The 20,837-nt window shown below is 71.5% G+C and carries 17 protein-coding genes and 1 tRNA gene; 5 read left to right on the top strand and 13 right to left on the bottom strand.

Going from position 1 to position 20,837, the window contains the following annotated elements; all coding sequences use genetic code 11:
* Positions 1-78: 78 nt before the first annotated feature.
* The 4 genes from IF29_RS43565 (at position 79) to IF29_RS0115095 (ending at position 2,861) form a co-directional block, all read left to right on the top strand.
* A complete protein-coding gene (locus IF29_RS43565) occupies positions 79-390 on the top strand; it encodes a hypothetical protein (RefSeq protein WP_051725344.1) in 312 nt (103 codons plus the stop codon).
* Positions 390-1,031, top strand: coding sequence for an aminodeoxychorismate/anthranilate synthase component II (locus IF29_RS0115105; RefSeq protein WP_030254377.1), 642 nt, complete (start codon positions 390-392; stop codon positions 1,029-1,031). Before IF29_RS43565 ends, IF29_RS0115105 begins: the two co-directional genes overlap by 1 nt.
* Positions 1,028-2,044, top strand: coding sequence for a class E sortase (locus IF29_RS0115100; protein ID WP_030254375.1), 1,017 nt, complete (start codon positions 1,028-1,030; stop codon positions 2,042-2,044). Before IF29_RS0115105 ends, IF29_RS0115100 begins: the two co-directional genes overlap by 4 nt.
* Before the next feature lie 64 nt (positions 2,045-2,108).
* On the top strand, positions 2,109-2,861 hold the full coding sequence (locus IF29_RS0115095; RefSeq protein ID WP_030254372.1) for a class E sortase: 753 nt from the start codon (positions 2,109-2,111) through the stop codon (positions 2,859-2,861).
* Positions 2,862-2,864: 3 nt separating this feature from the next.
* Here IF29_RS0115095 and IF29_RS0115090 read toward each other — a convergent pair whose 3' ends face one another.
* The 7 genes from IF29_RS0115090 to IF29_RS0115060 form a co-directional block, all read right to left on the bottom strand.
* Positions 2,865-3,293, bottom strand: a complete 429-nt coding sequence (locus IF29_RS0115090; protein WP_030254369.1) for a PPOX class F420-dependent oxidoreductase — start codon at positions 3,291-3,293, stop codon at positions 2,865-2,867.
* Between the two features lie 167 nt (positions 3,294-3,460).
* Complete coding sequence (gene pknB / locus IF29_RS0115085; RefSeq protein ID WP_030254367.1) at positions 3,461-5,410, bottom strand: Stk1 family PASTA domain-containing Ser/Thr kinase; 1,950 nt, start codon at positions 5,408-5,410, stop codon at positions 3,461-3,463.
* A gap of 216 nt (positions 5,411-5,626) precedes the next feature.
* Positions 5,627-7,081, bottom strand: coding sequence for a peptidoglycan D,D-transpeptidase FtsI family protein (locus tag IF29_RS0115080; RefSeq protein WP_030254364.1), 1,455 nt, complete (start codon positions 7,079-7,081; stop codon positions 5,627-5,629).
* A 49-nt stretch (positions 7,082-7,130) separates the two neighbouring features.
* A complete protein-coding gene (locus IF29_RS0115075; protein ID WP_051725343.1) occupies positions 7,131-8,558 on the bottom strand; it encodes an FtsW/RodA/SpoVE family cell cycle protein in 1,428 nt (475 codons plus the stop codon).
* 52 nt (positions 8,559-8,610) lie between these two features.
* Positions 8,611-10,167 carry a PP2C family protein-serine/threonine phosphatase gene (locus IF29_RS0115070; RefSeq protein WP_030254359.1) on the bottom strand — a complete coding sequence of 519 codons (1,557 nt, stop codon included), beginning with the start codon at positions 10,165-10,167 and terminating at the stop codon, positions 8,611-8,613.
* 167 nt (positions 10,168-10,334) lie between these two features.
* Entirely contained in the window at positions 10,335-10,868 is a 534-nt protein-coding gene (locus tag IF29_RS0115065; protein WP_030254357.1) for an FHA domain-containing protein FhaB/FipA, read from the bottom strand.
* A 10-nt stretch (positions 10,869-10,878) separates the two neighbouring features.
* Complete coding sequence (locus IF29_RS0115060; protein WP_030254355.1) at positions 10,879-11,820, bottom strand: FhaA domain-containing protein; 942 nt, start codon at positions 11,818-11,820, stop codon at positions 10,879-10,881.
* 418 nt (positions 11,821-12,238) lie between these two features.
* On the opposite strand from IF29_RS0115060, the gene IF29_RS0115055 reads away from it, so the two are divergent.
* Positions 12,239-12,321, top strand: a tRNA-Leu gene (locus IF29_RS0115055).
* A gap of 150 nt (positions 12,322-12,471) precedes the next feature.
* On the opposite strand, the gene IF29_RS0115050 is transcribed toward IF29_RS0115055, so the two are convergent.
* The 6 genes from IF29_RS0115050 to IF29_RS0115025 form a co-directional block, all read right to left on the bottom strand.
* On the bottom strand, positions 12,472-13,131 hold the full coding sequence (locus IF29_RS0115050; protein ID WP_030254353.1) for a double zinc ribbon domain-containing protein: 660 nt from the start codon (positions 13,129-13,131) through the stop codon (positions 12,472-12,474).
* Positions 13,132-13,308: 177 nt separating this feature from the next.
* Positions 13,309-13,494: a 2-hydroxymuconate tautomerase gene (locus tag IF29_RS0115045; protein WP_030254350.1), complete on the bottom strand. Its 186-nt coding sequence runs from the start codon at positions 13,492-13,494 to the stop codon at positions 13,309-13,311.
* 42 nt (positions 13,495-13,536) lie between these two features.
* Positions 13,537-15,033 carry an MFS transporter gene (locus tag IF29_RS0115040; protein ID WP_084714264.1) on the bottom strand — a complete coding sequence of 499 codons (1,497 nt, stop codon included), beginning with the start codon at positions 15,031-15,033 and terminating at the stop codon, positions 13,537-13,539.
* Between the two features lie 168 nt (positions 15,034-15,201).
* Complete coding sequence (locus IF29_RS0115035) at positions 15,202-17,334, bottom strand: MMPL family transporter (RefSeq protein WP_030254343.1); 2,133 nt, start codon at positions 17,332-17,334, stop codon at positions 15,202-15,204.
* Between the two features lie 126 nt (positions 17,335-17,460).
* Complete coding sequence (locus tag IF29_RS0115030; RefSeq protein WP_030254340.1) at positions 17,461-17,910, bottom strand: MarR family winged helix-turn-helix transcriptional regulator; 450 nt, start codon at positions 17,908-17,910, stop codon at positions 17,461-17,463.
* A gap of 59 nt (positions 17,911-17,969) precedes the next feature.
* Positions 17,970-20,786: an ATP-binding SpoIIE family protein phosphatase gene (locus IF29_RS0115025; protein ID WP_232242152.1), complete on the bottom strand. Its 2,817-nt coding sequence runs from the start codon at positions 20,784-20,786 to the stop codon at positions 17,970-17,972.
* Positions 20,787-20,837 lie beyond the last annotated feature (51 nt).

The following is a 20,837-nucleotide window of genomic DNA, read 5'->3' as shown; positions in this document are numbered from 1 at the left end:
GTGGCGCACCCTGTTCCGCGATCGCCCCGTACGCTGGTGCGGCAGTGACAGTCGGAGAAGGACGGCGGAGGGAGCGCGGTGTACGCCTGGATCTGGAACCGGCTGCCCGGCAACGCCCTGGTGCGCGCCTTCCTCTCGCTGGTCCTGTTCGTGGCCGTGGTGGCGGTGCTCTTCAAATGGATCTTCCCCTGGGCGGAACCGCTGCTCCCCTTCGGTGACGTCACAGTGGACAACGGCGGCACCAGCAGCGTGCAGCCGGTCGCGCCCGGGGCCACCCCGTCAGCGGGCGCATCTGCCAAGTCGTCCGCCAAGCCGTCCACCGCGCCCTCGCTCAACGGGGCCGCCCTGCCCACCTATGTGCCCCTCGTACCGACCGGAGTCGCTGCCTGATGGGTTCCCGCATCCTCGTCGTGGACAACTACGACAGCTTCGTCTTCAACCTGGTCCAGTACCTCTACCAGCTCGGCGCGGTCTGCGAGGTGGTGCGCAACGACGAGGTGACGGTGGACTCCGTCACCGCCGCGGCCTACGACGGCGTGCTGCTGTCGCCGGGCCCGGGCACGCCGGAGGACGCCGGGGTGTGCGTGGAGATGGTGCACCACTGCGCCGCGGCGGGCATCCCGCTGTTCGGCGTCTGCCTGGGGCTGCAGTCCATCGCGGTCGCCCACGGCGCCGTGGTCGGGCGGGCCCCGGAACTGCTGCACGGCAAGACCTCGGCGGTCACCCACGAGGACGGCGGCGTCTTCGCCGGACTGCACTCGCCGCTCACCGCCACCCGCTACCACTCGCTGGCGGTGGAGCGCGACACCGTGCCGCCGGAGCTGGCGGTCACCGCGTGGACCGACTCCGGCATCGTGATGGGCCTGCGCCACCGGGACCTGCCCGTCGAGGGCGTGCAGTTCCACCCCGAGTCGGTACTCACCGAGGGCGGCCACCGGATGCTGGCGAACTGGCTCGCCGAGTGCGGCGACCCGGACGCCGTGGCCCGCTCGGCCGGCCTGGCTCCGGTGATCGGGCGGGCGGTCGCATGACGGCGCTGCGCCCGGAGCGCGGCGACAGTGCCGACGCCGATCCGGAGCCCTGGCAGGAGCCGAGCGTCTACTGGCCCGAGCAGGACGGCTACGACGGCTCCGAGACGCTGAAGCTGCGGGTCCCCGACGGGGTGCTGCCGCCGGAGCCGGGTACGGCAGCGGACCTGGCCGCGGACCCGGCCGGGGCCTCCCCGGCCGGCGGGCGGGCCGAACGCCGCCGGGCCCAGCAGCGGTCCAGGCGGCGCGGCGGCTGGGCCGGGGCGGTGCTGTCGGCGCAGCCCCAGCGGCCGCCGCGGCCCAAGGTCAAGGAGAGCGTCGGCATCATCGTGGTGCGGCTGATGGGCGAGTTGTTCATCACCCTGGGCGTGGTGATGTTCCTGTTCGTCGCCTACCAGCTGTGGTGGACCAACGTCGCCGCCGACAACTACGCGCACGGCTCCGCCAAGACGCTGGAGCAGCAGTGGCAGCCGAACGGCTCGGCCGGCAGCGCGTCCAAGAGCCACCCCGCCTATCCGACCTCCATAGCCGCCGGCACCAAGTTCGCCATCATCTACATCCCCAAGCTGGATGTGATGACGCCGATCGCCGAGGGCGTGGACAAGGAGTCCATCCTCGACAACGGCCTGGTCGGGCACTACACGGGTGACCTGGAGACGGCCTTCCCGTGGGCCAAGACCGGCAACTTCGCGCTGGCCGGGCACCGCAACACGCACGGCGAGCCGTTCCGCTACATCAACAAGCTGGTCCCCGGCGACAAGATCGTCGTGGAGACCGCCTACGACTACTACACCTACACGGTGACCAGCACGCTCGGGCAGACCTCGCCGACCAACGTCAGCGTGATCCAGCCGGTGCCGCCGCAGTCCGGCTTCACCAAGCCGGGCCGCTACATCACCCTGACGACCTGTACGCCGGAGTTCACCTCCAAGTACCGGATGGCCGTCTGGGGCACGATGACCGAGGACCTGCCGAAGAGTTCCGGGAAGAAGCCCGCGGCGCTGCAGCAGGGATGACGGGACGTCGGGCGGGGCGTGCGGTCACCGACCGCAGGCCCCGCGCCCGAGGAGAACCGTTCCCATGCCGCTGTCGCCGTCCTCCCCCGGTCCCCGCCGTCCCCGCCCGCTGCTCGCCGCCGCCGGGGTGCTGGGCGAGCTGCTGATCACCCTGGGGGTGCTGCTGGGCCTCTTCGTCGTCTACTCGCTCTGGTGGACCGACGTGGTCGCCGACCGGAGCGCGGACGGCGACGCGGCCAGGGTCCGGCAGTCCTGGGCCGCTCCCCCGGCCGAGGCGGCCGGCCCGGGCGGCGCGGCGGACGCCCGTCCGCCGGCGCCGCGGGTGTACCGGGCCGGGGACGGGGTGGGCTTCCTGCACATCCCCAAGCTGGGGAAGGACTACGAGGTGCTGATCAAGATGGGCACCCGCACCGACGTCCTGAACGAGGGCGTGGCCGGGGTCTACCAGCAGCCCTACGCCGCCGCGATGCCCTGGGCGGGCTCCGGCAACTTCGCCATGGCGGCGCACCGGGACGGCCACGGCGCCAAGTTCCACGACCTGCCGGAACTGCGGCCCGGCGACAAGGTCGTCGTGGAGACCCGCTACACCTGGTACGTCTACACGGTCGACCGCACCCTGCAGCAGACCAGCAAGTACGACGTCGGCGTCACCGCACCGGTCCCCGCGGAGTCCGGCTACCGCAGGCCGGGCCGGTACCTCACGCTGACCACCTGCACCCCGGCCTACACCTCCCGCTACCGCATGGCCGTCTGGGCCTCGCTCACCCGCACCCAACGCGTCGACAAGGCCCGCGACCTCCCTGCGGAGCTGCGCTGACGGTCAGTCGGCGATGCCGGCGAAGGCGACGATCTTCTCGATGCGGACCCGCACCAGCAGTTCGCCCGGGACGCCGTTGCGCGCGCCGTAGGCCTCGGCCCGGTCCTCGCCCATGTAGCGGGCGGCGATCCTGGTCGCCCAGTGCCTGACCTCCGCGAGGTCCTCGCTGAGCACCGCGCGGCCCTCGGCGACGGCGAAGGAGAACGGCGGGCGGTCGTCGTCCACGCACAGCGCGACCCGGCCGTCCCGGGCCAGCGTGCGGCCCTTGACGGTGGCCTTGTTGGTGTTGAAGACCAGGTCGTCCCCGTCCAGCAGGAACCAGATCGGCGCGAGGTGCGGCCTGCCGTCGGCGCGGGTGGTGGCGAGCTTGCCGGTGCGGGTGCCCTCACTGAGGAAGGCCCGCCACTGCGGTTCGGTCATCGGGGTAGCCATGCGCCCATGATCGGACAGCCGAACGGATCACGCAGGAGGAAGGCCGAACAGGCCCGAGGGGCCGTGGACGCCTGGTTCGGCGTCCACAGCCCCTCGGGGTGGTGCGGTGTCCCTGCGGCTGGGTCAGGGGGCACACAGGCTCGGATCGGATCCGACGGGGCCAGAGGTCACGGGTTGTTGCCGCCGTTCTGGCCGCCCCCGTTAACCCCCCCGAGAATGCCTGTGGCCCCCGACTGAGGGCTTGACGACGCCGAGGCACTGTCGCTGGGGGCGGAAGAGCTCGGCTGGGCCGGGTTGATCACCAGGTTCACGTTGGCGCCCTTGTCGACCTGGGTTCCCGACTGGGGCACGTCCTGGCCGTTGACCTGCTCGGAGATCACCGCACCGGCTTCGTAGTTGGTGTTGAAAGTGGGGCTCACCGTGGTCAGCGGGTTGAGCCCGGCGTTGGTCAGGGTCGTCTGCGCCGAAGTCCCCTGGCTGCCGACCAGGTACTGCACCGTCACCTGCGCCTTGCCGGTGGAGACGATCAGGTTGATCGTCGAGCCGAGCGGCTGCTGCGAGTTGGCGGCGGGGTTGGTGCCGATGACCTTGTTGTTGTCGATCGTGTCGCTGGACTGCGAGGTCTGGGTGCCCAGCTGGAAGCCGGCGGCCTCCAGCGCCGAGGTGGCGTCCTGGACCGTCTTGTTGGAGACGTCCGGGACGGCCTTGGCGGCTGCGCCGGTGCTCAGGTGGACGGTGATGGTGGCGCCCGACTTCAGTTGGGTGCCGGCCACCGGGTCCTGGGTGCAGATCTTGCCCTTGTCGGCGGTGTTGGGGTCGCAGGAGATGGAGTTGCCCTGGACCACCGTGATGTTGCCGCCGGCGTTGGTCACCGACGTCTTCGCGGAGGCCAGGTCCTGGCCGACCAGCTGGGGCGCCGCCACGGTGCTGCTGCCGCTGCCCTTGAACATGGACGTGGCCACGAAGTAGGCACCGACCAGGACCAGCACCGCGGCGACCGCGAGGATGATCCACGAGGTGTTGCGGTTCCCGCCGCCGCTGCCGCCGGCCTTGCGGCGGTCGCTGCGGCCGCCGTAGCCGTCGTCGTAGCCCGAGCCGCTGTCGTAGCCGTCGCCGCCCACGTCGTAGCCCTGGCCGACGCCGGGCAGCAGGCTGGTCTGCCCGGCTGCGCCCGCCGTCTGCGGCATGGCCGTGGTGCGGCCGTACGGGTCGGCCTGCTGGCCGTAGCCGGCCATCTGGCCGGCGCCGTAGGCGACGGTCTGGGCGGCGGCGACCGGGAGGCCGTCGAGGGCGCGCTCGATGTCCGCGCGCATCTCGTCGGCGCTCTGGTAGCGGTAGTCGCGGTCCTTGGCGAGCGCCTTCATCACGATGGCGTCGTACTCGGGCCGGATCTCCGGGTCGTAGACCGAGGGCGGCTGGGCCTCCTCGCGGACGTGCTGGTACGCGACCGCCACCGGGGACTCGCCGACGAACGGCGGGCGCATGGTGAACAGCTCGTAGAGCAGGCAGCCGGTGGAGTACAGGTCGGAGCGCGCGTCGACCTGCTCGCCCTTGGCCTGCTCGGGGGAGAGGTACTGCGCGGTGCCGATGACCGCCGCGGTCTGCGTCATGGTCATCCCGGCGTCGCCCATGGCGCGGGCGATGCCGAAGTCCATCACCTTGACGGTGCCGTTGCGCGTCAGCATGACGTTCGCGGGCTTGATGTCGCGGTGGACGATGCCGTTGCGGTGCGAGTACTCCAGCGCCTGCAGCACGCCGGTGGTCATCTCCAGGGCGCGCTCGGGCAGCAGCCGCCGCCCGGAGTGCAGGAGCTCGCGCAGCGTGGACCCGTCGACGTACTCCATCACGATGTACGGGATGGAGATCCCGTCGATGTAGTCCTCGCCGGTGTCGTACACGGCGACGATCGAGGGGTGGTTCAGCGACGCGGCCGACTGTGCCTCGCGGCGGAAACGGGCCTGGTACGACGGATCGCGGGCCATGTCGGCCCGCAGCGTCTTCACAGCGACGGCGCGTCCGAGCCGGATGTCGTGGCCGAGGTAGACCTCTGCCATGCCGCCGCGTCCCAGGACGCCGCCCAGCTCGTACCGGCCGCCGAGGCGACGCGGTTCTTCCATGGTTCCAACCCTCTCCCTCGCCAGTGCCGAGGTTGATCTGTCGGTCCTGCTGCGGTCTGCGGTCATGGCACCGGTAGGGCACACCGCTGCTTGCGGATACGCTACCGGGCCCGGAGCCGGTTCCGACGCGGGAGGGGCAGCTTGATATGAGACCGGTATCGAGTGTCGGCGGTTCCCGGAGGGGCTGAACCGGGCCGGCGGCAGCCGGGTGACCGGTCACTTGCCGAGCGCGGCCTCCATCATCTTCTTGGCGATCGGCGCGGCCAGGCCGGAGCCGGAGATCTCGTCACGCTGGGCGTTGCTGTCCTCGACGACCACGGCGACCGCGACCTGCTTGTCGCCCATCTTGGCGTAGGAGACGAACCAGGCGTAGGGGTTGTCGGAGTTGTTCTCGCCGTGCTGGGCGGTGCCGGTCTTGCCGCCGACGGTGGCGCCGGAGATCTGCGCCGGGGTGCCGGTGCCGTTCTGCACCACGTTGACCATCATGGTCTGGATCTCCTGGGCGACCTGCGGCGTGGTCGCCTGGGAGAGCACGGTCGGCTTGGTGGTGTCGATCACATCCAGGTTGGCCGAGCGCTCCTGGGCCACCAGGTAGGGCTTCATCAGGGTGCCGTTGTTGGCGATCGCGGCGGCGACCATGGCCATCTGCAGCGGGGTGGCCCGGGTGTCGAACTGGCCGATCGAGGACAGCGCGTTGGACGGCCGGTTGATCGCGGTGTCGTAGTTGCTCTTGGTGACGCCCACCGGGATGGTCAGCGAGGAGCTGTTGAAGCCGAACTTCGCCGCCTCGGCGGCCATCTTGTCGTTGCCGACCTCGTCGCCGATCTTGGCGAAGACCGTGTTGCAGGACACCTTCAGCGCGTCGTTCATGGACACGTTGAGACAGTTGTCGCCGGCCTCGTTGACCAGCTTGGTGGAGGTCTGCGGCAGGGTGTAGGGGTCGGGCGAGTCGGTCTTGGCGTTGATGTCGGTGATCACGCCGTTCTCCAGCGCTGCCGCCGAGGTGACCAGCTTGAAGGTCGAGCCGGGCGGGTAGGTCTGCCGCAGCGCCCGGTTCAGCATCGGCTGCGACTTGTCCGCGTTGAGGCTGGTCCAGGCGGCCTGGTTGTCGCTGCCGGCGATGGACGACGGGTCGTAGGACGGCACGCTGACCAGGCCGAGGATCGCGCCGGTGGTCGGGTCCAGGGCGACCGCCGCGCCCTTCTTGCCGGCGCTGGTGAAGGCGTTGTACGCGGCCGTCTGCACCTTGGGGTCGATGGTGGTCACCACGTCGCCGCCCTGCTTGGGCTTGCCGGTGATCAGGTCCAGGGTGTTGCGGATGAACAGCCGCGAGTCGTTGCCGCTGAGGATCGGGTTCTCGACGTTCTCCAGCAGGTTGCTGCCGTAGACCTGCGAGGAGAAGCCGGTCACCGGGGCGTAGACGGGCCCGTCGGTGTAGCCGCGCTTGTACTTGTAGGTGTTGCCGTCGACCTCGATGTCCTTGGTGACCGGCTTGCCCCCGACGATGATCTGGCCGCGGGGGTAGCTGTACGCCTCGATCAGGCCGCGCTTGTTGTTGGTGTTCTTGTCGAGCGAACTCGCCTGGACGCCCTGGACGTAGTTCACCCTGATCATCAGCGCGAGCACCAGGACCAGGCAGAACACCGAAACCCGGCGGATGGGTTTGTTCACTTGCCTGCTCCTCCTGGTACCGGTCAGTCAACTACTGTCTACACGCCCATCATGACGGTCCCAGCACCTGGGTCGGTTCTGTCGCGGTCTCCGGCGCCGGGGCCGGGCGCCGGGCCACGTCGCTGATCTTCAGCAGGATGGCGATCAGCGCCCAGTTGGTGATGACCGAGGACCCCCCCTGGGCCATGAACGGCAGAGTCATACCGGTCAGTGGGATGGTACCGGTCACGCCTCCGGCGACGATGAAGACCTGCAGTGCGAAGGCCCCGGACAGGCCGACCGCCAGCAGTTTCCCGAAGGGGTCGCGGGCGGCCAGGGCGGTCCGCAGTCCTCGTTCGAACAGCAGCGCGTAGAGCAGGAAGAGGGCCATCAGCCCGGCCAGGCCCAGCTCCTCGCCGATGGTGCCGAGGATGAAGTCGCTCTTGGCGGCGAAGCCGATCAGCCAGGAGTGGCCCTGGCCGAGTCCGGTGCCGAGGACGCCGCCGGCGCCCAGCGCGAACAGCGACTGACCGATCTGGCCCACCCCGCCGCCGTTCGGGGCCGCGGTCAGCGGGTGCAGCCAGTCGGTGATCCTGGACTGCACATGGGACTCGGTGGTGGCCACCGCCCAGAAGCCGAGACCGGCCATCAGCAGGCCGAAGAGGATCCAGCTGGTGCGCTCGGTGGCCACATAGAGCATGATCACGAACACCCCGAAGAACAGCAGCGAGGTGCCCAGGTCGGTCTCGAAGACCAGGATCAGCAGGCTGAGCAGCCACACCGCGATGATCGGCCCCAGGTCCCGTCCGCGCGGCAGATACAGGCCGAGGAAGCGGCGGCTGGCCAGCGCCAGTGCGTCCCGCTTGGCCATCAGGTAGCCGGCGAAGAACACCGGAAGCACGATCTTGACGAACTCGCCGGGCTGGATCGAGAAGCTGCCCACGTGGATCCAGATCTTCGCGCCGAAGTCCGAGGCCCGGGCCGGCATGAAGGCCGGGATCGCCAGCAGCACCAGCGCGACCAGGCCGGCGATGTAGGTGTAGCGCTGCAGTAAGCGGTGGTCCTTGAGCAGCACCATCACCCCGATGAACAGGGCGATGCCGAGGCCGGTCCAGATCAGCTGGTTCTGCGCGGCCGGGTAGTTGCGGGCGAGCTGGCGGGCCTTGTCCAGGCGCCAGATGAAGACCAGGCCCAGGCCGTTCAGCAGGGCGGCGATCGGCAGCATCAGCGGGTCGGCGTAGGGGGCGAAGCGGCGTACCGCCAGGTGCGCCAGCAGCGCGAACAGGCCCATGCCCAGGCCGTACTCCAACGTCCCGGCCGGGATCCTGCCGTCCATGGCCAGGCCGGTGTCGGCGTAGGCGAACAGCGGGATCAGCACCGCGAAGACCAGCAGTACCAGTTCGGTGTTGCGGCGGTTGGGGGCGCCCTGCGGCATGATCGTCGCGGTGCCGGTACCGGTACCGCGCGGGACGCGGCCCCGGGCGGCGGGGGCGGTCATGTTCCGACCGCCCGGGGCGTCGCCGCCCCGGGCCCGGAGATCCTGCGGTTGCTCAGGCGGCGACGCACTGGGCAGCCAGCTGTTGCTGCTGTTGGGTGCTCAGGGAGGAGGAGGCCGACGGGGAGGGGGTGGTGGCCGCGGCGGTCGCGGAGGCCGAGGCGGAGGGCTTGGCGGAGGCGCCGGCGCTCGGGCTAGCACTGGCGGTGCTGCCCGGCAGGGTGCCGGCCTTGACGGACTTGCAGACGTCCGCCTGGGTCTGCAGCGCTGCCAGCTGGGTCTGCGCGTCCTTGAGGTTGGCGGTGGTGATGGTGTTCTTCACATGGGTCTGGTCGATCTGCGGCAGATCGGTCAGCTGGACCGTGGAGGGCTGGTAGACCTTGGACAGCTTGAGGCCGGCCAGGTTCTGGTTGACGCCCTTGTAGATCGCCACGGTGCTGCCGTCGGCGCCGATGAAGTACTGGGTCTGGGTCCAGCGGTAGCCCAGGTAGCCGGCGCTGCCGATCAGCGCCAGCACCACCAGCAGCACCACGGTCGGTACGGCCCAGCGCCTGCGGCCGGTGCGCTCCCGGCGGCGGCTGCGCCGGCCGCCCTCCTCGGGGAGGTAGTCCTCCTCGTCCTGGGCGTAGCCGTCGGTCTGCTCGCCGTACCCGGCGTCCTGGTAGCCGGCCTCCTGGTATCCGCCGTCCTGGTGCGCGCCGTCGGTGGAGCTGTCGTAGCCGGCCTCGGCCACGGCCACGCCGCCGGGCTGCTGCCGGCGTCCGAGCGAGGCGGCTCGGGCCGCCGGGGTGTTCGCCATGGTGTGGTGGCTGATCGTGGGCGGCCCGTCGGCGACCGCGCCCACCACCACCGGGGTGTCGGTGAAGTGGCCGGCCATGGTGTCGCCGTCGGTGACGTCCAGGACGTCCGCGACCACGCAGGTGATGTTGTCCGGGCCGCCGCCGCGCAGCGCCAGCTGGATCAGCTCGGCGACGGTCTGCTCGGGGGCGTAGTAGCTGCCGAGGGTCTCTTCCAGGGTCTGGTGGCTCACCACGCCGGAGAGGCCGTCGGAACAGATCAGATAGCGGTCCCCGGCCCGCACCTCACGGATCGACAGGTCGGACTCGACCTCGCCGGTGCCCATCAGCGCGCGCATGATCAGCGAACGCTGCGGGTGGGTGCTGGCCTCCTCCTCGGTGATCCGGCCCTCGTCGACCAGCCGCTGCACCCAGGTGTGGTCCTGGGTGATCTGCGACAGCGAGCCGTCGCGGAGCAGGTAGGCGCGGGAGTCGCCGATGTGGATCAGCCCGGCGCGCTGGCCGTCCCAGAGCAGCGCGGTGAGCGTGGTGCCCATGCCCTCCAGCGCGGGATCGCCCTCGACGAGCAGCCGCAGCCGCTCGTTGGCGCGGTCGGCCGCCTGGCTCAGTGCGGTCAGCGGGTCGGTGCCCGGCACGTCCTCGTCCAGCTCGACCATGGTGGAGAGGACCTCGGAGGAGGCCACCTCGCCGGCCGCCTGGCCGCCCATGCCGTCGGCCACGGCGAGCAGCCGCGGACCGGCGTAGCCGGAGTCCTCGTTGCCCTCCCGGATCATGCCCTTGTGCGACCCGGCGGCGAAGCGCAGCACGAGGCTCATGTGCCGTCCGCCCCCTTCCCTCGGTCCCCTGCGCGATGCCCCGGTGCAGCGTGCGTTGATGCATCGTACGGTGCCCGGCGCCGGCTGTCCGGGCGCGGGTGCGCGGAACCGCTGCCGTCGCCGTGCGGGTCGGGGACGGGGGGCTGCTGCCCATGCCTCATGCGTGACTACTTCCGCAGCTCGATGACGGTCCTGCCGATGCGGATGGCCGCGCCCGGCTGGAGCGGGGTGGGGCTGGTCAGCCGGGTCCGGTCCAGGTAGGTGCCGTTGGTGGACTGCAGGTCCTCGACGATCCACTGGCCGGTCTGGTCGGGGTAGATCCGGGCGTGCCGCGAGGACGCGTAGTCGTCGTCCAGGACGATGGTCGAGTCGTGGGCCCGGCCGAGGGTGATGGTCTGGCCCTGGAGCGCGACGGTGGTGCCGGCCAGCGACCCCTGGACCACCACGAGCTGGGTGGGGGCGCCGCGCCGCGGCCGGCCGCCGCCCTGGGTCTGCTGCCCGCGGGCCTCGCGCTGCGGCGGGGGCTGCTGACGGCCCGTCGGTGCGGCGGCGGCGCCGTTGCGGCGGCCGGCCGCCGCGGTGCGCTGCACGACCTTGGTGCCGAACAGGTCGCTGCGGATGACCTGCACCGCGACGATGACGAACAGCCACAGGACTGCGAGGAATCCCAGTCTCATGACGGTGAGGGTCAGTTCTGACATGTGCCCCGCGTCACCCTTCGGCTTGCCGGTAGACGATGGTGGTGCTGCCCATGACGATCCGTGAGCCGTCGCGCAGCGTAGCGCGCTGGGTGTGCTGTCCGTCGACCACGATGCCGTTGGTGGAGCCGAGGTCCAGGACCATCGAGGGCGAACCGATCCGGATCTCGGCGTGCTTGCGGGAGACCCCGGGGTCGTCCACCCGGATGTCGGCCTCGGTGCTGCGGCCCAGGACCACCACCGGCGTGCTCACCTGGTGGCGGTCGCCGTTGATCTCCAGCCAGCGCCGGGTCGTGGTGCCGGCGCCGTAGCCGCTGCCGGGCAGCGGCCTGACGTTGTTGTGGTCGGCCCCGGCGGCGTCGGGGCGGACGGCCGGCGGGGGCGGGGAGCCGGGCTGCACCGCGGGGAAGGCCGGCGCGGTCGGCGGCAGCGGGGGCACCTGCGGCTGCCAGGCCTCGGCCTGCCGGCCGCCGTAGGGCTGGCCGGCGCCGGGCTGGCCGCCGTAGGCGGGCTGCGCGGGCCGGGCCGGGGGCTGCTGGTACTGCTGCGCGTAGGGGTCGGCGGCCGGGGGCTGGGCCTCGGGGGCCGACTCGATCCGGCTGCGGACCCGGTACAGGCCGGTGTCCAGGTCCGCGGCCTGCTCCAGGGCGACCTTGAGCGGGCCCATGAAGGAGTAGCGCTGCGCCTGGGCGTATTCGCGGACCATCCCGGCCAGTTCCCCGCCGAGCTGAGCGGCGTAGGGGCTGAGCCGCTCGTAGTCGTGGGTGCTGAGCTCCACGATGAAGTCGTTGGGGACAACGGTGCGGTCGCGGTTCCAGATGCTGGCGTTGTTGTCGCACTCGCGCTGCAGCGCTCCGGCGATCTCCACGGGCTGCACTTCGGACTTGAACACCTTGGCGAAGGCGCCGTTGACGAATCCCTCGAGTCGCTGCTCGAACTTCTTCAGGGCTCCCACGGGGCACCCCCTTCCATCGGGCGTTCTGTCTCCGCCGCGCGGGCGCGCGGCGGCAGCATGCTTGTCGTCCTACTGATCGTATCTACGCCCGGGACCGACGTGCGGTTCCTCCGGGTAAGGAGGCGGCCACGTGGGGTCGGTCACGGCAGGACGGCGGTCTTGCAGCGGGTCACTGTATGAAGAATGCCATTGCGAGGGGCCCGACCGGTACGAGTCGGGGCGTGCAGGCTGAGACGTACCCGCAGTCGGGGGTGGTCATCCGTTGATCACCCGTTCGGCTTGGGCCCGACCGCCCCGCGGGCCGTCCCCGGCACGGTAATGGGTGGGCAGGAGCACCCCTCCGACGTGCTAATGTTCTTCTTGTCGAAAGGCGCTGCCGCAGAAAGCAGAGGCGGTGGAGCCGACGACAACACTCACTGCGCGAGTGGCGGAATGGCAGACGCGCTGGCTTCAGGTGCCAGTGTCCGAAAGGGCGTGGGGGTTCAAATCCCCCCTCGCGCACAACGGTCCCGCAGACCTCAGGGTCTGCGGGACTTCTTGTTTCCCGGCAGTGTCTGTTCCCCGGCACTGTGTTCCTCGACACCGCGGGAACGGACGACGGCCCCCGGCGGTGCGCCGGGGGCCGTCGTTCCTGTCCGGTTCGGACGGATGTCAGCGGCGGGTGCCGCAGTCGGGGCAGAAGGCGGCGCCCTGGGGGACCTCGGCGTTGCAGGAGCTGCAGTGGTCGGCCTGGGCCAGGCGGTGGCCGCAGCCGGGGCAGAAGCGGGCGCCGTGGGTCTCGGTGCTGCACTGGGGGCAGACCAGTTGGCGGCGCTGGCCGGTGTCGAAGGAGGCGGCCTGGGCGCTGCCGGTCTCGTAGGCGCGCTGCGAGACCGCGTCGTTGAGACCGCGCTGCTGGGCGGCGAGGGCCTCGGCGGCGGTGTCCGGGGCGCAGTTGAGGCACAGGCCCTGGGCGGCGTTCCAGCAGCGGCCGCAGACGTAGTTGGTGCAGCGGCCGCAGCGGTTGAAGTGGACCTTGGCGTCCTCGATGGACTTCTGGAAGGCGGCGTCCTTGGCCGGGCCCCAGTTGGCGCCGACCAGCCCGCCCAGCGCGCTGGTGGCCTCGCTGCCGGTGCGGCCGAACGCGCCCCAGGCGCTGCCCACCACGCGGTCGGCCCAGCCCGCCACCCGCCCGCTGGTGTAGGGCTCGAACGCGGAGCGCCAGGTGTCGTGGCAGCGCCAGCAGGAGAACTCGAACTGGAACCCGGCCCCGGTGCCGTGCTGTTCGCACAGGTCACGGTAGTTGTTTGCGAAGTAGATCTCGTTGCTCATGGCGCTGCTTCCCCCACACCCTGCTGTACCCGGTCGGATCCCCGCAGGCACAGATTGGCACAACGGCACGGCGGAGGGCACGGGTCGACGGATGTTCCGTTCCGAACCGTTATGTCCGCCGTGCCGTTGCGGGGTTGACGCTGTGCCAGGTGGTGCCGCCGGTGCTCGGGACCGCGGCTAGCGGTCGGAGAGCAGGGTGCCGCCGGTGGCCCAGTTCTCGGCGGGCAGTTCGTCGATGGTGACCCAGACCGACTCCGGCTTGTTCCCCATCACCCGCACGTAGGCGTCGGTGAGTTCGCGCACCAGGGCGCGCTTCTGCTCGTCGGTGCGGCCGGTCAGCTGCTTGACCTGGATGAGCGGCACGGTGCTGGCTCCTGGGGGGAGAGGGGGGACGGGACGGGTCGGTCAGCGGGCCGCTTCACCGGCGAGCGCCTGGAGGTCGTCGGCCCGGGCGCCATCCTCGCCGATGGAGCGGGCCACCGGCGCGGCGGGTGCGCTGTCGCGCCGTCCGGGCAGGAAGGCGGCGAGCAGCAGGCCGATCAGCACCGCGCCGACGGCGATGGCGAAGGAGAGCCGGAAGCCCGCCATGTCGGGCACCGCGCGGCCGGCGAAGGGGGTGGTCAGATGGGCCAGCACCATGCCGATGACGGCACTGGAGACGGAGGTGCCGATGGAGCGCATCAGGGTGTTGAGGCCGTTGGCGGCGCCGGTCTCGGACGGGTCGACCGCGCCGATGATCAGGGCGGGCAGCGCGGAGTAGGCGAAGCCGATGCCGGCCCCGATGACGGTGGTGATGATCAGCACCTGCCAGACCGCGCCCATCAGGCCGAGCCCGGCCGCGTACCCGGCGGCGATCACGGCCATGCCGAGCAGCAGCGAGACCTTGGGGCCGCGGGCGGCGGTGATCCGGGCCGAGAGCGGCGAGACCAGCATCATCGCCACGCCCATCGGGGCCATGCACAGACCGGCGACGACCATGGACTGGCCGAGTCCGTAGCCGCTGGCGGTGGGCAGTTCCAGCAGCTGGGGCAGGACCAGCGACATCGCGTAGAAGGAGACGCCGATGGTGATGGAGGCGAGGTTGGTCAGCAGCACCTGGCGGCGCGCGGTGGTGCGCAGGTCGACCAGCGGGTCGGCGATGCGCAGTTCCATCACGCCCCAGAGCAGCAGGATGGCGACGGCGGCGGCGAACAGGCCGAGGGTGGTGCCGCTGCTCCAGCCCCAGTCGCTGCCCTTGGTGATCGGGAGCAGCAGGGCGACCAGGCCGGCCGAGAGGCCGACGGCGCCGATGGTGTCGAAGCCGCCGGGGGTGCGCAGCTTGGACTCGGGGACGGTGGCCAGCACCAGGCCCATGGCGACGACGCCGAGTCCGGCGGCGCTGAAGAACAGCACATGCCAGTCGAAGTGCTCGGCGACCAGTGCGGCGCCCGGCAGGCCGAGTGCGCCGCCGATGCCGATGGAGGAGCTCATCAGGCCCATCGCGGAGCCGAGGCGCTCGCGGGGGAGTTCGTCGCGCATGATGCTGATGCCCAGCGGGATCGCGCCCATGGCGAAGCCCTGCAGGGCGCGGCCGACCACCATCGGGATCAGGCTGGAGGTGAATCCGGCGATCAGCGAGCCGAGCACCATCAGGGCCAGGCTGACCAGCAGCATCTTCCGCTTGCCGTAGAGGTCGCCGAGGCGGCCCATGATCGGGGTGGCCACGGCTCCGGCGAGCAGGGTGGCGGTCATCACCCAGGTCGCGTTGGAGGTGCTGGTGTGCAGCAGCGCCGGGAGCTGGGCGATGACCGGGACCAGCAGGGTCTGCATGACGGCGACCACGATGCCCGCGAAGGCGAGGACGGCGACGATGCGGCCGGTGGGGGCCGCCGTGGCGGGCTGTTCGGGTATCGCGGGCGTCATGCAGGGGCCTCCGGGGGTGCGGGGATCAGGGATACATGCATGGTGAATGCAACTTGCACTCTGCATATTCCCGAACCATGCAACCCGAAAGGGGCGCGGGGAACTGCGCTGCCAACCATGCACCTCCGTAGAGGGCTGGCAGTGCAGTTCCCCGCGCCCCCAAAAAACTCAGACGGTGCGCTCCGATGTCGGGTCGAGCGCCGCGGCCCCGCCCCGTGCGGCCGGGACCGAGCCCGGGGCCGTGACACGGCCCAGCGCGCTGGGCCACCACAGGCGGCGGTCCAGGTCCATGGTCAGTGCGGTGACCAGGATCGAGCGGACCACCAGGGTGTCCAGCAGCACGCCCAGGCAGACCGCGAAGCCGATCTCGGCGAAGCCGACCACCGGCAGCGTCCCCAGCACCCCGAAGGTGCTGGCCAGGATCAGTCCGGCCGAGGTGATCACACCGCCGGTCGCGGCCAGCCCGGCGAGCGCGCCGCCGCGGGTGCCCCGGTTGAAGGACTCCTCCCTGACCCGGGTCATCAGGAAGATGTTGTAGTCGATGCCCAGCGCCACCAGGAAGACGAACACGAACAGCGGGAAGGAGCTGTCCTCGCCCTGGAAGTGGAACAGGTGGGCGAAGGTGAAGGAGCTGACGCCCAGGGCCGTGGCGAAGGAGAGCACCACCGTCGCGATCAGCAGCAGCGGAGCCACCACCGCGCGCAGCAGCAGCGCCAGGATCAGCAGCACCACCACCAGCACGATCGGGATGATCAGGTAGTCGTCGTGCCGCGAGGCCCGCTTGGTGTCCAGCTGCACCGCGGTGTTCCCGCCCACCTTGGCCTGCGCCCCGGGGACGGCGTGCTCGGCGGCCCTGACCCGGTCCACGGTGTCCTGGGCGGCCTTGCTGTCGGGTGCGGAGGACAGCGTGCCGGTGAGGTAGGCGAGATCGCCCTTGACCACCGGCGGGTTGGTCGAGGCGATGCCCTGGACCCCGCCCAGCACCGACTGGGCCTGGGCCGCTCCGCCGGCGGTGGTGATCACGATCACCGGTGATCCCGAGCCGGCCGGGAAGTGCTCGGCCAGGACGGTCTGGCCGACCACCGAGTCCGGCTTGCCGGTGAAGGAGCCGGCCGTGGACAGACCGTCGGCCTTCAGGCTGAACAGGCCGAGCGCCAGTGCCCCCAGCGCCAGCGTGGTCCCGATCCAGACCAGCCGCGGGCGGCGGGAGATGCCGCCGCCGACCCTGGCCCAGACGCCGCTCTCGGTGGGCTCGGCGGTGCCGAAGGCCGGCTTGACCGGCCAGAAGATCCAGCGTCCGCAGATCACCAGCAGGGCCGGCAGCAGGGTCACCATGGCGGCCAGCGCGACCGCGATGCCGATGGCGCAGACCGGGCCCAGGCCGCTGGTGGAGTTCATCCGGGCGAACAGCAGGCAGAGCATGCTGACCGCGACGGTCGCGGCGCTGGCGATGATCGCGGGCCCGGCCCGGTGCATGGCCTCGGCCATGGCCTCGTGCCGGTCCTCGTGCCGGCGCAGCTCCTCGCGGTAGCGGGCGACCAGCAGCAGGGCGTAGTCGGTGCCCGCGCCGATGACCAGGACCACCAGGATCCCGCCGCTCTGCGCGTTGACGGTCAGTCCGGCGTGCTTGACCAGCAGGTAGATGACGGCCTCGGCGGCGGTCAGGGCCAGCCCGGAGGACAGCAGCGGCAGCAGCCACAGGGTCGGGCTGCGGTAGGTGAGCAGCAGCAGCACGACGACCACGCCGAGGGTGGCGTAGAGCAGGGTGCCGTCGATCCCGGCGAAGGCCTTGCTCTGGTCGGCGCCGACCCCGCCGGGCCCGGTGACGTGCACGGTCAGGCCGGGGTCGCCCTGGGACGCGGTGGCCCGGAGCTTGTCGACCGCCGGGGTGAGGTTGTTCCAGCCGCCGCTGGCCATGTCGATGGGCACCACGGTCTGCAGGGCCTTGCCGTCCTGGGACACCAGTGGTCCGGTGATCTGCCCCTGGACGTGCGGTGCCGAGGCGAACGAGGCGGCGTCGGCGGTGGCCTTGGCCTTGTCGGCGGCGGTGATCCCGGAGTCGCGGACGTAGAGCACGACGGCCGGGGCGCTCTGGGTGCTGGTGAACCGTCCCTCCAGGTTCAGCACCTTGGTCGACTCGGCGCTACCGGGCAGCCAGCTCGACGCCTGGTTGTCCTCGGCGTTGGTGAGCTTGCCCGCCAGCGGCGCGAGCACGAGCAGCAGGACGATCCAGGCGGCGAGGACGACCCACTTGCTCCGTCTTCCGCAGGGCAGGGCGGCGAGCCGCCGGGCGAGGTTCATTTGTGTGTATCCCCCAATTAAACGCGATACATCGCGAGTCGTGTCTCAACGATGTGGCGTCGGCGCGGACGGTGTCAAGCACCGCAGGTCCGCGCGGTGGGATCGCACGATGCGTCACCCGGCGCTTCAGGTACGGGCGTTGTAGAGCGCGAGATAGGACGCGAAGCGCTCCAGGTCGTCGTCCGGCCAGTCGACGAGGCGGTCCAGGAAGGCCTGGTGCCGCCGCTCGCGGACGTCGGCGAGCAGTTGCTCGCCGGCTGCCGAGGGGCGGATGATCTGGCCGCGCAGGTCCTCCGGGTCGGCGGTGCGCTCGACCAGGCCGAGCTTCTCCAGAGCGGCGATCTGCCGGCTGACGGTGGACTTGTCCAGCAGGAAGTGGGCCGCCAGGTCGGTGCCCCGGCAGCCGCCGCGCTCGTGCAGGTGGTCCAGCAGGGTGTAGGTGACCAGGGTCAGCCCGGGGTGGATCTGCGCGGTCACCGAGCGCGCGCGGCGGGCCACGGCGGTCAGCTCGCGCTGGATCGAGTCGATCGACTCGGAGCGGGCGGAGGCGGTGCGGGCGGGGGTGGGCGTCGGCATCAGGACTCCTTCTTTGGTTGCATAGTACAACCAAAGAGGGAATTGTGCAGTCCGACCCGTCAGCCGCGGTGCGGCAGCGGCAACTCGAACCAGACCACCTTGCCGACCGCCTTGCGGCTGGTCCCCCAGCGCGCCGACAGATGGCTGACCAGGCTCAGTCCCCGGCCGTCCTCGTCCAGCGCCTCGGAGGGCTCCAGCGACGGCAGGTTGTGGTCGTCGTCGCTGACCTCCACCAGCAGTTTGCCGACCCGCATCAGCTGCAGTTCGACCCGGTCCTTGGCGACCCGGAGCGCATTGGTCACCAGCTCGCTGACCAGCAGCTCGGTCGTCTCGCTCAGCTCCTGCAGGCCCCACAGCGCCAGCTGCTCACGCACCATCAGCCGGGCCCGGCGCACCTCGGTGGAGTCGAGCTGCAGCGACCAGGAGATCACGTCCTGCGGCGGGATGCCGTCGAAGCGGGCGATCAGCAGGGCCAGGTCGTCGCTGCGGTCGTCGGTGTGCAGCCGCTCCAGCACGGTGTCGCAGACCTCGTCCGGGCTGCGCCGCGGATCGACGATGTCGCCGCAGAGCGCGGCCAGCCCATCGCCTATGTCGCCGCCGCGCATCTCCACCAGGCCATCGGTGCACAGCACCAGCATGCTGCCGTCGGCGACCTTGATCTCGCGGGAGGCGAACGGCACCCCGCCCACGCCGATCGGCGCGCCGGAGGGGATCTCCAGCAACTCGCCGCGCCCGTCCGGATGGACCAGCACCGGCGGGACGTGCCCGGCGCTGGCCAGGGTGCAGGTCCGGGCGATCGGGTCGTAGACCGCGTAGAGGCAGGTCGCCAGGTGGTCGTCGCCGAGCCGCTGGGAGAGGTTGTCCAGGTGCCGCAGGATCTGGCCAGGAGGCAGGTCCAGCGCGGCCAGGGTCTGCATCGCGGTGCGGAACCGGCCCATCGCCACCGCCGAGTGCAGGCCGTGGCCCATCACGTCGCCGACCACCAGCGCCACCCGGCTGCCCGGCAGCTGCACCGCGTCGAACCAGTCCCCGCCGACCTCGGCCCGGCGGTCGCCCGGGATGTAGCGGTGCGCGATCAGCACGCCGGGGATCTTCGGCGGACGGCTCGGCAGCATGCTGCGCTGCAGCGTCAGCGCCGTCTTGGCCTCCATCCGGTGCAGCCGGGCGTTGTCGATGGACAGCGCGGCGCGGGCGGCCAGCTCGCGCAGGTACGCGGCGTCGGTCTCGTCGAACGGCGGCTGGTCGGCGTTGCGCAGCAGCGTCAGGATGCCCAGCACGGTGCCGCGGGCCGCCAGCGGCAGCACCAGCATCGAGCGGCCCTCGAACAGCGGCGCCAGCAGGCCCGAGCCGCGTCCGGCGGCGCACTCCTCGGCGACGGCGGCCTCGACCACCGGAACCAGCACCGGCTGGTTGCTCTGCAGGGCGAGCCCGGAGGGGGTGGTCCTGGACAGCGAGAACAGGGTGCCCTCGTGGACCTGGTGCTCCCAGCCCGCCAGCGACTCGCTGAAGGCGCGGGCCACCCGGCGCAGCTGGGTCTCGTCGTCGGGGCGGTCGCGCGGCAGCTCGGTGTCGACGATCAACCGGTCGCGCAGGTCCACGCAGGCGAAGTCGGCGATACCGGGGACGACGACCTGGCACAGCTCATGGACCGTCACATCCAGGTCCAGGGTGGTGCCGATCCGCGCGCCGGCGTGGCTCAGCAGCCGCAGCTGCTCATTGGCGGGGTCGGCGGCGGGCAGCGGCACCGGGGTGCTGCCGTCGGCGAGGCCGGGCGGGAGCAGCAGTGTGGGGACGGTCGGAGGGCCGCTGAAGGGACCCTCCTCGGTGCCGGGCCGGCGCAGCCTGACACCGACCGGACGCTCGGCGCGGGCCGGCTCGCTGTAGCCCTGCTCGCTGTAGCCCGGCTCGGCAAGGCCCTGGTCCCCGTAGTCCTGCCGGCTGTGGCCCTGGTCGCTGCGGGGCTGGTCGCTGCGGGGCTGCGGGAACTCCTTTAGCCGTCCGGTGCGCGGGTCCTCGCCCTGCCAGCCGAGCGGGGCGTAGGTCGACGAGGGGTGGTCGTCCGGGAACTCCTGCGGCAGCACCGGCAGGCGCAGGGTGCCGTCGATCAGCAGCGCGGGCGCGCCCCCGGCGACGATCTGCCCGATCAGCCGCAGCCGCCGGTCCTCCGAGGTCCGGGGCAGCACCGTGGTCAGCCGCTCGGCGCTGCGGGACGAGTCGGCGGAGCCGGTGGAGGTGCAGCGGGCCGGCGCCACCTGGATACCGCCCGCCCCACTGGCGGCCGTGGCCGCGTAGGGCAGCAGCTGGTCGCCGAGGGCGATCCGCGGCCCGGAGGCCCGCAGCGGTCGGGCGTCCGCGGCCAGCACCAGCAGGCTGCGCCCGACCGGCTCGATCAACCGGTAGGCCCAGCACAGGATGTCGACGGCCCGGCCGTCGCGGTCGGTCACCAGCAGGTCGCCGGACCAGGCCGGGGTGTAGGAGGTGAGGTCGTCCAGCCGGTCCAGGGCGTTGCCGAGGCGGCCGCTGGAGGAGCCGCTGGAGGAGGCGCCGGAGCCGGTGGCTGCTGCCGGGGCGGTCCTGGCCAGCGGGAGCAGTCCCGAGGCGGGGCGGTCGAAGACGTCGTCGCGGCGGTGGCCGAAGACCTCCTCCGCGGCGCGGTTCCAGTGGCACACCCGTCCGTCGGGATCGATCATCAGCGCGGCCAGCCGGACCACGGCGACCACGCCGGGCGGCGCGGGGCGTGCCGGGTCGGCCGGCGGCGGGGTGACCGGATTCGCCGGATGCTTGGCCCCGTACGGGGCAGGAGAGCCAAGGGCGGAGTCGTTCAGGGCAGCCTTGCGCCGCCCTCGCTCAGGAGCCGCGAAGGTCTCTTCCGCCATACTCACCCTCTCTCGCGCACCTGCCGCTCCGAGCGCCGGCACCTACTGGAA

The organism is Streptacidiphilus jeojiense, from assembly GCF_000719095.1.
Taxonomy (GTDB): domain Bacteria; phylum Actinomycetota; class Actinomycetes; order Streptomycetales; family Streptomycetaceae; genus Streptacidiphilus; species Streptacidiphilus jeojiensis.
This window is presented reverse-complemented; position numbering and strand designations above follow the sequence as displayed.

Bases quoted from the DNA above. Each gene is read 5' to 3' on its own strand.
- IF29_RS0115105 (WP_030254377.1), top strand. From the start codon at position 390: ATGGGTTCCCGCATCCTCGTCGTGGACAACTACGACAGCTTCGTCTTC.
- IF29_RS0115100 (WP_030254375.1), top strand. From the start codon at position 1,028: ATGACGGCGCTGCGCCCGGAGCGCGGCGACAGTGCCGACGCCGATCCG.
- IF29_RS0115095 (WP_030254372.1), top strand. From the start codon at position 2,109: ATGCCGCTGTCGCCGTCCTCCCCCGGTCCCCGCCGTCCCCGCCCGCTG.
- IF29_RS0115090 (WP_030254369.1), bottom strand. From the start codon at position 3,293: ATGGCTACCCCGATGACCGAACCGCAGTGGCGGGCCTTCCTCAGTGAG.
- pknB (WP_030254367.1), bottom strand. From the start codon at position 5,410: ATGGAAGAACCGCGTCGCCTCGGCGGCCGGTACGAGCTGGGCGGCGTC.
- IF29_RS0115075 (WP_051725343.1), bottom strand. From the start codon at position 8,558: ATGACCGCCCCCGCCGCCCGGGGCCGCGTCCCGCGCGGTACCGGTACC.
- IF29_RS0115070 (WP_030254359.1), bottom strand. From the start codon at position 10,167: ATGAGCCTCGTGCTGCGCTTCGCCGCCGGGTCGCACAAGGGCATGATC.
- IF29_RS0115065 (WP_030254357.1), bottom strand. From the start codon at position 10,868: ATGTCAGAACTGACCCTCACCGTCATGAGACTGGGATTCCTCGCAGTC.
- IF29_RS0115050 (WP_030254353.1), bottom strand. From the start codon at position 13,131: ATGAGCAACGAGATCTACTTCGCAAACAACTACCGTGACCTGTGCGAA.
- IF29_RS0115040 (WP_084714264.1), bottom strand. From the start codon at position 15,033: ATGACGCCCGCGATACCCGAACAGCCCGCCACGGCGGCCCCCACCGGC.
- IF29_RS0115035 (WP_030254343.1), bottom strand. From the start codon at position 17,334: ATGAACCTCGCCCGGCGGCTCGCCGCCCTGCCCTGCGGAAGACGGAGC.
- IF29_RS0115030 (WP_030254340.1), bottom strand. From the start codon at position 17,910: ATGCCGACGCCCACCCCCGCCCGCACCGCCTCCGCCCGCTCCGAGTCG.
- IF29_RS0115025 (WP_232242152.1), bottom strand. From the start codon at position 20,786: ATGGCGGAAGAGACCTTCGCGGCTCCTGAGCGAGGGCGGCGCAAGGCT.